Annotated in this window: 6 protein-coding genes; 3 read left to right on the top strand and 3 right to left on the bottom strand. The window is 64.4% G+C overall.

Annotated elements, in window-relative coordinates; genetic code table 11:
• The first annotated feature begins 22 nt into the window (after positions 1 to 22).
• A complete protein-coding gene (locus ACP7BZ_RS09280) occupies positions 23 to 448 on the top strand; it encodes a hypothetical protein (protein ID WP_426112316.1) in 426 nt (141 codons plus the stop codon).
• Positions 445 to 3,327 carry a TonB-dependent receptor gene (locus ACP7BZ_RS09275; RefSeq protein WP_426112314.1) on the top strand — a complete coding sequence of 961 codons (2,883 nt, stop codon included), beginning with the start codon at positions 445 to 447 and terminating at the stop codon, positions 3,325 to 3,327. Before ACP7BZ_RS09280 ends, ACP7BZ_RS09275 begins: the two co-directional genes overlap by 4 nt.
• A gap of 450 nt (positions 3,328 to 3,777) precedes the next feature.
• Here the strand turns inward: ACP7BZ_RS09275 and tldD are convergent, their stop codons facing one another.
• The 3 genes from tldD to ACP7BZ_RS09260 all read right to left on the bottom strand — a co-directional run bounded on the left by tldD (position 3,778) and on the right by ACP7BZ_RS09260 (position 10,429).
• Complete coding sequence (gene tldD, locus ACP7BZ_RS09270; RefSeq protein ID WP_426112312.1) at positions 3,778 to 5,238, bottom strand: metalloprotease TldD; 1,461 nt, start codon at positions 5,236 to 5,238, stop codon at positions 3,778 to 3,780.
• Positions 5,239 to 5,386: 148 nt separating this feature from the next.
• Positions 5,387 to 6,184 carry a carbon-nitrogen hydrolase family protein gene (locus ACP7BZ_RS09265; RefSeq protein WP_426112310.1) on the bottom strand — a complete coding sequence of 266 codons (798 nt, stop codon included), beginning with the start codon at positions 6,182 to 6,184 and terminating at the stop codon, positions 5,387 to 5,389.
• A gap of 72 nt (positions 6,185 to 6,256) precedes the next feature.
• Positions 6,257 to 10,429 carry a YhdP family protein gene (locus ACP7BZ_RS09260; protein ID WP_426112308.1) on the bottom strand — a complete coding sequence of 1,391 codons (4,173 nt, stop codon included), beginning with the start codon at positions 10,427 to 10,429 and terminating at the stop codon, positions 6,257 to 6,259.
• A 337-nt stretch (positions 10,430 to 10,766) separates the two neighbouring features.
• Here ACP7BZ_RS09260 and glnE point away from each other — a divergent pair, with 337 nt between their 5' ends.
• Positions 10,767 to 13,514, top strand: a complete 2,748-nt coding sequence (gene glnE / locus ACP7BZ_RS09255) for a bifunctional [glutamate--ammonia ligase]-adenylyl-L-tyrosine phosphorylase/[glutamate--ammonia-ligase] adenylyltransferase (protein WP_426112306.1) — start codon at positions 10,767 to 10,769, stop codon at positions 13,512 to 13,514.
• The last annotated feature ends 28 nt before the right edge of the window (positions 13,515 to 13,542 follow it).

Genomic DNA, 13,542 nt, shown 5'->3' with positions numbered 1-13,542 from the left:
ACGATTCGATATAAACGTCGGGATGAAAAAAAACCGCCATCTGGCGGTTATCGAGTTGTGCTGCTTCGGGTTCTGCTGTTACGAACACCTGCCGCTACTCCACCGCCTGCTGGCTGGAATGGCTAAAGTAAAAAAAGCAGGTAAACCACAGTGGTGTATGCATGGCGAATCCGAAAACGATGGACTGACTATAACAACAAGGGGCGCGGCTTGGCAAGCGCTTTGTCGGACGGAAAAATCAGCGCAACAGCGTTGCAGGTATCCCACAGCGCCGAAGGCGAACGGCGAGCCGTTTGATTTGCCGCAGCGTGAGCACGGCGGCCGATGCAAAACTCGACCCATCACCACCAACGAATCACGCTGCTGCTTGAGAATCGGCAACTTTTCTTTAGGGATTTGTTGCGCCAAGTTCAGAAAAGCCCATGCCCACAACTGGAGTTCGACATGAATGAAACCATCCTGTCCCGCGCCCTGCGCCAGCTCGCCTTGCGCCACCTAACCACCGGCGGCGCCGTTGCAGCGCTCGGTGTGGGCGCGTTTTCTGCGCCGGCCCTGGCTCAGGTTGAGCCGGTGGCCCAGCCGGGCCAGCCCATCGCCCGCGTTGAAATCACCGGTTCCAACATCCGCCGCGCCGAAGCCGAATCGTCGAGCGCAGTACAAACCCTGAACCGTGCCGACATTGAAAAAACCGGCCGCACCACGGTGGCCGAACTGCTGCAAACGCTGGCCGTCGACAACCAGGGCTCGGTGCCATCGAACTATGGTGCCGGCTTCGCCCAGGGTGCCTCCGGTATTTCGCTGCGCGGCCTGGGCGCCGCCTCCACCCTGGTGCTGCTCAACGGCAGGCGCATCGCACCGTATGGCCTGGCCGATGATGGCCAAAAGGTGTTCGCCGACCTCAACATCATTCCCAGCGACGCCGTCGAGCGCGTCGAAATCCTCAAGGGCGGCGCCTCGGCCATTTACGGTTCCGACGCCATCGCCGGCGTCGTCAACGTCATCCTGCGCCGCGATTTCGTCGGCACCACGGTGCGCAGCAGTTACGGCACGTCGCGCTACTGGGATGGCCGCGACGGCCGCGTCGCCATCACCCACGGCTTCGGGCAGCTCGACAGCGATCGCTACAACATGCTGTTCAGCCTCGAATTTGGCGGCAAGCGCGAAGTCTACAACCGCGACCGCGACGATCGTCGCCAGATCGGCCGCGGCGACCTGCGCGACCTGGGTTTTTCCGCCCAGGAAGCGCTCGGCGGCACCGGCGCCATCACCACCAACAACGCTGCCGGCAGCGCCGTCAACGGCAATGTGCGCAACCCCGGCACGCTCGATTACTACAACCGTGGCAACCTGGCCGGGGTCGGCTTTACCCGCACCTTCCCGAATGCCGACTGCCGCAATTTTACGCGTCATCCACAGGGCGACCCGGGCGGCGGCTGCCTGACCGACGCCGCGCAGGAATACAGCCAGATCCAGCCGCGCCAGAATTCCTGGAACCTGTTTAGCCGCGGCACCTTCCAGATGTCGCCGGCCATGCAGGCCTACGGCGAACTCAATTACTACTGGAGCGAATCGAGCTCGGTGACGACGCCGTCGGGCATCAGTGGCTCGGTCGGCTACCCGGGCGGGCCGGTCAGCAATGCCGGCGTCGCGCTCGGCGCCAGCCATCCCGACAATCCGTATTTCGGCACCACCGCGCGGCTGCGCTACCTCGCCGCCGATGTCGGTCCGCGCATCGGCGACGTCACTTCCAAATTCGGCCGCGCGGTTGCCGGTATCAAAGGGACCTGGCTGGACTGGGACATCGACAGCGCCCTGCTGTTCTCGGCCAACCGTGTCAACCACGACCAGTTCGGCTTCCTGCAGCGCGACGTCACCTTTGCCCTGCTCAACCCGAGCGCTGCCAATGTGGCCGCCGCCAGTGCCAATCCGCGCTATGCTGCCCTGCCCGCGGGTAGCCTGTGGCGCATTGGCGAAAATGCCGGCCTCAATTCGGCGGCGATTTACGCCGCCCTGTCGCCCACCGTCAGCAACAACGCCGAAACGCGCATCGCGCAAATCGACTTCAAGGCCACCCGCGAATTCGGCCAGCTGGCCGGTGGCCCGCTGGGCGTGGCGCTGGGCGCCGAATACCGCCACGAGCGCACCGAACTCAATCCGCCGTCCGGCACCGAGACCGGCAATATCATTGGGCTGGGCTACTCGGCCTACTTCGGCCGGCGCAACGTCAGCGCCGCCTACGCCGAAGTGCTGGCGCCGGTGCTCAGCACGGTCGAGCTGTCGGGCGCGTTGCGGGCCGACCATTTTTCCGATGTCGGCAATGCCTACACACCGAAGGTGGCGGTCAAGTGGACGCCGCTGCGGGTGCTGGGCTTGCGCGCCAATTTCGCCAAGGGGTTTCGCGCCCCCAGTGCGGCGGAAAATGGCGTCGGCGGTCTGGCCGCCTTTTCCACTGCCAGCGATCCCCTGCGCTGCAATCTGGGGGTGACGGCCGCCTGTTCACCGGCGTCGATCGCCTTCATCACCTCGCCCAACCCGGCGCTCAGTCCCGAAAAATCGCGCAATTGGTCGGTGGGCGCCATCTGGGACCCGCTGCCGCGCACCAATGTATCGGTCGACTTTTGGCAAATCAAGCGCAAGAACGAAATCAACCAGGAGCAGACTGACGCTGCCATTGCCGCCGGCCATATCGCGCGCGACCCGTCGACCGCCTCTGGCATTGCCGGTGACCCTGGCGCCATCACAGCGGTGCTGGCGCGCTACGTCAACTCGGCGCAGACGCGGGTACGCGGGGTCGATCTGGACGGACGCACCGCCTTTAATCTGGGCAGTGGCAACGGCACCCTGGGCATGGACATCAAATGGACGCACCTGTTCAAGTGGGAGCGTACCGAGCAGGACGGCAGCACACGCGATTTTGCTGGCACCCACGGCAATTGCGACGTCACCAACTGCATCGGCACGCCCGACGACCGCGTCAACCTGGGTGCCACCTGGGACTTGGCGCCGTGGCGGCTGTCCGCGGTGGTCAACTACCGGGCGCCCATCAAGAACGTCCTTTTCAAGAACGACCCCGACGGTTGCGCATCGCACTTTGCCAATGGGGACGACGCCCCCAATGGCTGCCGCATCGCCTCGTTTACCACGCTGGACTTGACGGGCCGCTGGACCCTGGGACAGAACAGCGAACTGTTCGCGACGATCCAGAACGTGCTCGACAAGGTCGCACCACTCGACCCGCTCACCTATGGGGCCACCTCCTACAATCCGCTCGACTATAGCGGGGCCTTAGGACGTTATCTGAGCCTGGGTTTCCGGCACAAGTTCTAAAACCGTCAAACAAAAGTACACCCCTACTTTTGTTTGGCCCGACATGAGAAGCCAAGGTAAAACCGGCTTGGAGGCGCAAAGATGGTCAGGTAATCATCACTGGCGGAGCCAGTGATGATTAGGGCGACGCAAACCCGACTTTGCGCAGCGGCGCCTCGGGGCTGAGCGTCTGTGGCGCGCGCGCCGTCAGAGCGAGGCTGCAAGGCGTAAAGCGAAAATGAAAGTCGAAGCAGTAGTAAAAATCGAAACGTAAAGGGGGTAACCACATGCGAACTAAAACGCTTGAGCCCCGAGGCGAACAGTGAGCAGAATCGGGGTTGCGTCTCCTAAATAATTACTGGCTTTACCGGTAATTATTTCCCATTCATCTTTGCGCCTATCAGCCGTTTCTACCCTCCGCTTCTCATTTCGGGCCAAACAAAAGTAGCGGTGTACTTTTGTTTGATGTTTTCATCCGGTCCCACCAACGGTGACATCTTCGATACGCAGGGTGGGCTGGCCGACGCCGACAGGGACGCTCTGGCCTTCTTTGCCGCACACGCCCACACCGGAATCGAGGCGCATGTCGTTGCCGATCATGGAGACGCGATTAAGCACGTCAGGACCATTGCCGATCAGGGTGGCGCCCTTGACGGGGTAAGTCACCTTGCCGTTTTCGATCATGTAGGCCTCACTGGCCGAAAACACGAACTTGCCATTGGTGATGTCGACCTGGCCGCCGCCGAAATTGACGGCATACAAGCCATTCTTGACGGAGGCGAGAATTTCCGCCGGATCTTTGTCGCCGGCCAGCATGTAGGTGTTGGTCATGCGCGGCATCGGCAAGTGGGCAAACGATTCGCGCCGGGCATTGCCCGTCACCGGCATTTTCATCAGGCGCGCATTCATGGTGTCCTGGATGTAGCCGCGCAGGATGCCGTCTTCGATCAGCGTGGTGCACTGGGTGGGATTGCCCTCGTCGTCCATGTTGATCGAACCACGGCGGTCCTGCAGGGTGCCATCGTCGACCACGGTGACGCCCTTGGCAGCCACACGCTCGCCAATGCGGCCAGAAAACGCCGAGGACCCCTTGCGATTAAAGTCGCCTTCGAGACCGTGACCGATCGCTTCGTGCAGCAATACACCGGGCCAGCCCGGTCCCAGCACGATCGTCATCGGACCGGCCGGCGCCGGCCGCGCGTCCAGATTGACCACCGCCGCCTGCACTGCTTCCGTGGCGTACTGCTCGAGCACGGCGTCGCTGAAATAGCCATAACTGAAACGGCCACCGCCACCGGACGAGCCCATCTCGCGACGGCCGTTCTGTTCGACGATGACGGTGACCGATACCCGCACCAGCGGGCGAATATCGGCGGCCAGCACGCCGTCGCTGCGCACAACCAGCACCACGTCGTATTCACCGGCGAGACCCGCCATCACCTGGACCACGCGCGGGTCCTTGGCGCGCGCCATTTTTTCCACGCGCTCGAGCAGCTTCACCTTGGCGGTGGCATCGAGCGAATCGAGCGGATCATTGGGCAAATACAGCGAACGCCCACCGGTCGGCACGGTCACACCGGCCACCTTGATCTTGCCGCTACCGGCACGGGCAATCGTGCGGGTCGCGGCCGCCGCTTCCATCAGGGCGAATTCGGAAATTTCATCCGAATACGAGAACGCCGTGCGGTCGCCCGACACGGCGCGCACGCCGACGCCCTGGTCGATTGAAAAGCTGCCGGTCTTGACGATGCCTTCTTCCAGGCTCCAGCCTTCGCTCTTGGTAAACTGGAAATACAGGTCGGCATAGTCGACCTTGTGGGTGAACATGCTGCCCAGCGTTTTGAGCAGCTTCGATTCGTCGAGGCCGAACGGTGTGAGCAGTACGTCACGGGCCACGGCCAGCGTGGACAGATTCGGTTCAAATGGGATCATGGTGTGTCCTAAAATATTCACCCAAAAGTATAAACCACCTTTGGGCTGGTGCTAATGACGGCGCAGCGAAATGCTGCTGCAGGGTGGCGATGGTCAGACTATGTCCCTGGCAACGGCGGACACACGGCGGGGCGCACGGGGCGGCCCCCTATAAACGACGATGTTGCAGCGCTGGCAAACTGCTGCGGATGCCGTCGATCAGCGCCTGGTCGATCGCGCCCGTGATCAACCCTTCCCCTTCAGCCAGCAGGGCGGTCACTTTGCCCCACGGATCAATCAGGACGCTGTGGCCATAGGTGCGGCGGCCGTTGGCGTGCTGACCGCCCTGCGCCGCTGCCAGCACATAACACTGGTTTTCAATGGCGCGCGCGCGCAACAGCACTTCCCAATGGGCGCTGCCGGTGGTGTACGTAAACGCCGCCGGCACCAGCAGCAAGGTGCATTGCCCCATCGCGCGAAACAGTTCGGGAAAGCGCAGGTCATAACAGACAGCCAGCCCGACCTTGCCAAACGGCGCCTCGAAGGTGACGACGTCGGCGCCCGGCACGATGGTACGCGCTTCGTCGTAGGTTTCGGCACCCTTGTTAAAACCGAACAGGTGGATCTTGTCATAGCGCCGCGCCACCTGCCCTGTGGGGTCGTAGATGAGGGTGGTGTTCATTACCTTGCCAGCCTCGGGCGACTGCAAGGGAATGGTACCGCCGGCGAGCCAGATGCCGTGGCGGCGCGCCGCCGTTGCCATGAAATCCTGGACCGGCCCGGCGCCTTCGCGCTCCGCCTGGGCCACCTTGTCGGTGTCGTTCATGCCCATGATGGGCCAGTATTCAGGCAGGCTGACCAGGGTCGCACCGCGCTCGGCCGCGCTAGCGATCAGGCGGCTGGCGGTGGCGATATTGGTGGCAACGTCTGGCGTCGAAATCATCTGGATCGCGGCAACTGTAGTCATGGTGTTCCTTGTTCACGAATTACTGCGTCCCGAAGCACGGCGTCAGCCCCGGCGGCCAGTGTAGCGCAGCTTTTATTTTGCCGTCGGCTTGAGCGCTGTTCGCTGCGCCAGCTTGGTCACCACCGGCGCCTTCCACGGCCCCTCCACCTTCATTTCGTAGGTCAGGGCCGCCATCATGGGCGCCCGCAGAAATAGCTGGGCCAGGAAACTGCCGATGCCAATCACCGGATTGACCGCCAGCGCATACACCAGCGGTCCCGTGCCCAGATTAAATTCCGGCACCACCACCACACGCAAGTTGGTCGATTCGTTGGCAATGTCGGCACTGCCGTCCATTAACACGGTGGCGGCGACGCCGTACATCTTCAAATTCTCCGTTTTCAGCACGCCCTTGCTGATGACGGCCGTGGCGCTGATGCCATCGAAGGCCAGCCCTTCGGAAAACACATCGTGGAAATCAAGCTTGAGCAGGCGCGGCAGCGCTTGCAGACTGAGCACGCCGAGCAGCTTGGCAGCACCCGGGTCTTTCTTCAGAAACTGGCCGGCGGCAACGTTGAGGGCGATGGCGCCGGACAGGCTGGCGGCGTCTAGCGAATAGGGCAAGCCATTCCAGCTGACGTCGCCAGAGAGCTTGCCCTTGCCGCGCTTTAGGGTGTCGGGAAAGCCCAGCCGGTCGAGCAGGCGCCCGGCATCGGCGATGTCGAGGTTGAAATTCAAATTGGTCGCACTCTTGCCGTCGCGGATCAACCACTTGCCAGTGGCCTTCAGTTCGCCATCGGGATTGACCATCGATAATCGGTTGATGCGCCATTCGCGGCCGGCGGCGACCCGTTCATTGCTGGCCGCCAGTTCCAGCCGGCCCAGCGGCTTGTTGAACAGCTCGAAACGCTCGGCAATGATGTCGAGGGCGGGAATGGTCGACGCCGCGCTCTTGCCGCTCTCGAGCAAATCTTTGACCTCGGCTGCGGCTGACTCGGGAATGATCAGGGTGGCCAGGCGCGCCGTCACCTTGCCCAGGCCCTGGCCATTGGCCGGCTCGTCCCAGGTCAGGTAGCCGGACGCCTGGCGTGAATCGATATTCGCCTGCCAGCTCGATTTCAGGTGCGAGACGCCCACCACCACGTTATTGAGCTTGCGTTCGGTGATGATCAATTCGTCGGCGCGGCCGGCCAGCACGTCGGCGGTGACGTATTGCGCCAGCCCCTGCGGTCCCGCCGCCGGCTCGGTCGCCGTTGCCGCAGTTGCCATCGCCGTCGCGGCCGGCCCCGCAATGGCGCTGCCCAGCGCCAGCCACTGGTCGACATTGAGGGATTTCATGTTGACGTTGAACATGACGCCACTCTCGTGCTCGGGCGCCGGCACATTGACGCCTACACCGCCGCGCAACACCATCCACGGCCCCTTGCCCTGCTTCTGGCGCAGGTAGCGGGCGCTGATGGCAGAACCGAGCGTCAATCGTATGTCGTCGCGCACCACATTGGCGTCGCCGGTGGCCAGGCCGCTGAGGACAAAATGCAGTGGCATCGTGTCTTGCGCCGGCGCTTTCGCCAGCGGCGCCGGAAAGCCCAGGCCGAGACCGGCGAGGGTCGAATCGACCGTCACTTCGACCCGGTGTTCGCGCACGGCGATGGCGCCGGTAAACCGCGTCTCGCCGCTGAAATACGAGGTCAGGCGCTGCACTTCGGGCACCGGCCAGGCCTTGCGCAAGCCGTCAGCGCTGAGCTGGCCGGCCAGCTTGATGAGGATGCTATTGTCTTTCTGGCTGCCGCCCGTCAGCGCCAGCGGACCACCGAGGAAACTGGCGCCCACCCCATTGAGGTTGACCCCGCGTTCGTTAAATTCGATCTTGCCGATGGCCGCCTGCAGCGGCGGCAGTTCGTCGAACAGCACGACGTCATTGTTCAACAGCTGCAGGGCGCCCTGCACCTTGGTGTCGAGCGCATGGGCGAGCGGCATGCGCAATTTTAAATTCAGGCGCGCACCGTTGCTGGCACGGGCGTCGTCGGTAAAATGGCCGATCCATTCGCTCACCGGGCTGAGCGTGACGTAGTGCAGCAAGTCTTGCAGTGGGCCGGCGGCGCTGCCGTCGATTTCCAGCTGCATGTCGCGCGAGAGCAAATCGGGGACCACTGCCTTGACCGCCGTGAGGGCGACGCCGGCGGTGACGGCGGTATCGGCCTTGATTTCCATGCGGCTGCGGTCGAACACGATGCTACCGTTGATGTGCTCAGCCTGTGGCCACAGGGGCGCCTTGCCATCCCTGGCAAAGCGCCCCGGCGTGTAATTCAGGCGGGCATTTTCAAGCCGGCCGGCGACGCGAAATTCACCGCGGTTGCGCTCGGCGATGGTGTCACCCTGAAACGGAAAATGCGACAGCTCGCCGCGCAGGCGCAGGCTGGTGTCTTGCAGGGTGCCGTCTTCGAGCGCACCAACGAGCCACTCGCGCAGATGCGGCGGCGTTTGCAGGGGCAGATAGCGCGCCAGCGTGTTGATGGAAAATCCCGTCAGGCTGCCTTGCAGATCCGCTTCGCCGGCAGACTTGCCATGCACCAGCGGTAACAGATACTTGCCGTGTAAATTGACCTTGAGGGTGCCCTGCAGGGCGTCGAACTGGTCGATCTGCACGGCCAGCTGTTCGCTGCCGACAAAATTCCAGCGCGCGCGCAGCGCCAGCTGGTCAAATTTCATGGTCGGTTCGGCAAACCATTGGGGCAATTCGACTGCCAGCTGGGGAGCATCGAGCAGCACGCTGCCGCCGCGCTCACTGGCGTCGATACTGCCAGTGAGTTGATCAAAGCCGGGAATGGCGGCCATTGGCGTGACCGCTTCGCTGCTGGCGGTTTTGGCCACGGCCAGCCGCGCTGGCCGCGCATTCACGCCCAGCTGCTCAACCTGGCCGCGCACGCGCCACGCACGCAGCGACGGGTAGCGCCCTTCCCATTCGGCCGACAAATTTTGCAGGCGGCCACGGGGCGCCAGTTCGGCCAGCAGGCTGCGCTCGGCCGGTGCCAGCGGCAGTTGCGCAGCCAGCTGGGCCACCAGCGCCAGATCGAGCTGACGGGCGCTGACGACGGTTTTTTCGCGCTTGCCCGCCGTTGCCGGCGTGTACGACTCGGACAGCGTGGTGGGCGGCAAAATCAAGCCGTCGCTGGTGATGACGGCGAAGCGGTCAAGGGCGATGCGGTGGCCGTATTTGCCGAAGGTGGGCGTGCCTTCGGCTGCCACCGGGGCGATGGTTTCGCTGGCCGACAGGCGGCCGCTGACCTGCGCCAGCGCCAGCGGCGGGCCGCCTGGCGCCAGCCGCGCGGCAACGTCGGCCAGCGCCAGATCGGCGGTGAAGCCGGCCAGGCGGGCCTGGTCGAGCGTCAGCCAGGCGCGTACCGAGCCTTTGCCCTGCGCCAGTTCGAACGGGTAATCGAGGTAAGGCTTCCAGGCCGCCAGATCGGTGTCGCGCAGGTCAGCGTACAGCTCGCCTTTCCACAGCGCCACGTTGGCGCGGCTGGCGCCGAAGCGGGGGCTGGCGAAATCGGCGCGCAGATCGAAGGGCGCGGCCAGGCTCGCTGGCGGCGTGGCGCGCACGGCCAGCCGGTGGCGGTTCCAGTTGTTGGTCAGGGTCAGCTCGACCTGGTCGAGTGCCAGCGTCGGCGCGCCCCGTTGCAGGTCGGTCCAGTCGATGTGGCCGTCACGGATGACGATGTGGTGCTGGCGCAGTGCCCAGTCATTCGGCGCGCCTTTGCTGCCGGCGTCGAGCACCATGCCAGCCACACTGATGCGCCCGGCCCCATCGCGGCGCACGTCGAGGCGCGGACGGATCAGTTCGAGTGACTCGAAGCGGGCGTCGCCGGCCAGCAGCGTGCGCCAGCCGAAGGTGGCCGAGACGCTGGGCAGACTGAGCGCTGTTCTGCCCTGGGCGTCGCGCAGCACGACGTCGCCCAAAAACAGATTCGGCCGCATGCCCTGCCACGACGCGTAGATGCGGGCAATCGAGACCTGGTTGCCGACCGCGCGGCTGGCCAGCTGCTCGATGTCGGTCTTGTAATACTCGATGTTGGGAAGAATGGCGTAACGCAGCAGCAAAAACAGGATGGCGAAGGCGAAATACAGCAGCAAGGCCAGCCGCACACTCCAGCCCAGGATATGGTGCGAGGCTTGATCGCACAAGCGCCAGGCCGCACGCACACTGCGCCAGCGCTGCGCCAGGGGCGGGTGCGTGGTGACGCCCTCGGTTTCCTGGCTGTCGATCAATTGATTAATATAATACTCGCGAGTAAGAACCACGGCGGCCGTGCACCACCGGGGTTCGTCATAATGTGGTTCCACCGTGGCGCTTGCACCATCGCCGCCGCCTGGCTTACCATCGTTGTGCTACAACCACGGGACGGATTTTACCGCATAGCTCGCCACACAGAAACGCCGCTGGCACCTAGGCATGCAGAACCGTTGCGGTGATGCCGCCAGCGTGCCACGATCGAGCATGTTTTTTGCATGGTCTGGCATTTTTGCTTCGACCGCGCCCGCCACCGTCCCCCCTCAACCTCACCCTCCCCTTCGCCACCGCGCCGCCCCGATGAACGCAGACCCCATGAACGCAGCCACCGAGCGCCTCGCTCCCGTCAATTGTTCGCACTTTTACCAGCGCTGGCTGGCGGCCGATCCGGCCCGCGCCGCACGGGTGGCGACACTGGCCCAATTATCGCTCGAACAGTGCGACTTCGGCGCGCAACTGCAGCGTGAACTGAGCGAGGCACGCGCGCCCCTGCCGCTGCCACGCGGCCTGCGGCGCCTGCGCAACCTGGTGGTGTGCGCGCTGATCGAACGCGATCTGGATGGGCGCGCCGACCTCGCCGAAGTGGTGGCAACGATGACGGCACTGGCCGATTTTTCCATCACCACCGCGCTGGCGCCTTTGATGGCCGAGATGGTGGCCCTGCATGGCGAGCCGATCGGCAGCGAGTCCGGCTTGCCGCAGCAATTGATGGTGCTGGCGATGGGCAAGCAGGGCGGTGGCGAATTGAATGTGTCGTCCGACATCGACCTGATTTTTGTGTATCCTGAAGATGGCGACAGCGCCGCAGGGGCCGGCCAGCGCAGCCTGTCGAACCAGGAGTTTTTCAGTCGGCTGGGCAAAAAGCTGATTGCCGCCCTGTCCGAAGTGATCGAAGATGGTTTCGTGTTTCGCGTCGACATGGCGCTGCGGCCAAACGGCAAGTCGGGGCCGCTGGTGGCCAGCCTGTCGATGGTCGAACACTACCTGATCGTCCAGGGGCGCGAATGGGAACGCTACGCCTGGGTCAAGGCGCGCGCCGTCAGCGGCAGTGCGGCCGACATTGCCGCCCTCGACGCCATCGTCCGCCCCTTCGTCTACCGCCGCTATCTCGATTTCGGCGTGATCGATGCCATCCGCACCATGCACGGCCAGATCCGCGCCGAGGTCGACCGCCAGGAGCGATTGCACCCGGACCGCAGCAACAACGTCAAGCTGGGCCGCGGCGGCATCCGCGAAATTGAGTTTTTGGCGCAAGTGTTTCAGCTGATCCGCGGTGGCCGCGATGCCGCCCTGCGCGAACGCTCAACCCGCGCTACCCTGGCGGTGCTGGCCGACAAGCAGTTGCTGCCGCCCGACACCGTTGCTGCCCTGCTTGATTCCTACACCTTCCTGCGCAACCTCGAACACCGCCTGCAATACCGCGACGACGCCCAGACCCACACGCTGCCCGGCAGCGACAGCGAGCGCGCCATCCTCGCCAGCATGATGGGGATGGCGGACGCCCCTACCCTGCTGGTGGCGCTGGCGGCGCACCGCGCCTTTGTGGCGTCCCAGTTCGACGCCATCTTCAGTGAAAAAGTTCCCGACCAGGCCGAGCAGCAGGACAGCATGCAGCTGCAGTCGAGCACCGGCGAGGCCGATCTCGACAATCTGGCGGCGGTGGAAGTGCGCCTGGCCGCGCTCGGCTTCGACGACGCCGCCGCCGCCGCCCGCCGGCTGATGGCAACCTGGCATGCGCCGCGCCTGCAGGCGATGCCGGAAGCGAGCCGCACCCGCCTGCTGGCCCTGCTGGGCACCGCCCTGCCGCTGATTGCCCGCGTGCTCACCGAAGCCGGGGTCGGCCGTCCCAGTGCCACGCTGGCGCGCCTGCTCGATTTTTTCGAAGCGATAGCGCGCCGCTCTTCTTACCTCTCGCTGCTCACCGAATATCCGCACACGCTCGAACGGGTGATCCGCATGATCAATGCATCGGGCTGGGCCGCCACCTTCCTGTCGCAGCATCCGATCCTGCTCGACGAACTGCTCGACGACCGCATGCGCGGCAGCGCGCCCGACACGCTGGCGCTGGCGGCCGAACTGCAGGCGCAGCTCGACGGCGCCGCCGGCGACACCGAGCGCCAGATGGACATCCTGCGCGACTTTCACCACGCCCAGCTGTTTCGCCTGCTGGCACAGGATCTGGCTGGCACGCTGTCGGTCGAACGGCTGGCCGACGATTTATCCGCGCTGGCTGACCTGATCGTCGCCGCCACCATCCAGGCGGCCTGGCAGACCATTGCCAGCCGCCACCGCGCGGTGCCGCTGTTCGCGGTGATCGCCTACGGCAAGCTGGGCGGCAAGGAACTGGGCTATGTGTCCGATCTCGACGTCATTTTTCTGTTCGACGACGACGACCAGGAAGCGCCCGCCAATTATGCCAAGCTGGCCCAGCGCTTCATCACCTGGATGACCGCCCACACCTCGGCCGGCATCCTGTTCGACATCGACACTGCCCTGCGTCCCGACGGCGCCTCCGGCATGCTGGTGTCGTCGCTGGCGGCGTTCGAACGTTACCAGGCCAGCTCGGCGTGGGTGTGGGAACACCAGGCTCTCACGCGCGCCCGCTTCGGCGCTGGCGACGCCGCCATCGGTGCGCGCTTCGAAGCGATCCGCGAACAGGTGTTGACCAAGCAGCGCGATGGCGCCGTCCTGCGCACCGAAGTGCAAGCCATGCGCGCACGCATGCACAAGGCGCAGGCAGGCGGCAGCGGCTTCGACCTCAAGCAGGGCGCTGGCGGCATGATCGATATCGAATTCATGGTGCAATACTTGGTGCTGCGCCACGCCCATGACTGGCCGCAACTGACCGCCAACAGCGGCAATATCGCGCTCTTAAAAACCTGCGGCGAACTCGGTCTGATCGATCCAGTGCAGGCGCGCCAGGTGGCCGACGCCTACCGTGCCATGCGCCGCCTGCAGCACCAGATCCGCTTGCAGGGGCAAGACAACGCGCGCGTCGAGTCCGCGCTGGTGGCCAGTCACGCGCAGGCCGTGATCGCCTTGTGGCAGACGCTGTTCGCCTGAGCCGGCCGGCCGGCAGCGCGCAGTCGAC

The sequence above is a fragment of the Massilia sp. PWRC2 genome (assembly GCF_049896725.1).
GTDB lineage: Bacteria > Pseudomonadota > Gammaproteobacteria > Burkholderiales > Burkholderiaceae_D > JAFCUW01.
Note: the sequence above shows the minus strand (reverse complement) of the source record. Positions and strands in the feature narration are given on the sequence as shown.

Coding starts and splice junctions, on each gene's coding strand:
- ACP7BZ_RS09280 (WP_426112316.1), top strand. CDS start 23: ATGAAAAAAAACCGCCATCTGGCGGTTATCGAGTTGTGCTGCTTCGGG.
- ACP7BZ_RS09275 (WP_426112314.1), top strand. CDS start 445: ATGAATGAAACCATCCTGTCCCGCGCCCTGCGCCAGCTCGCCTTGCGC.
- tldD (WP_426112312.1), bottom strand. CDS start 5,238: ATGATCCCATTTGAACCGAATCTGTCCACGCTGGCCGTGGCCCGTGAC.
- ACP7BZ_RS09265 (WP_426112310.1), bottom strand. CDS start 6,184: ATGACTACAGTTGCCGCGATCCAGATGATTTCGACGCCAGACGTTGCC.
- glnE (WP_426112306.1), top strand. CDS start 10,767: ATGAACGCAGCCACCGAGCGCCTCGCTCCCGTCAATTGTTCGCACTTT.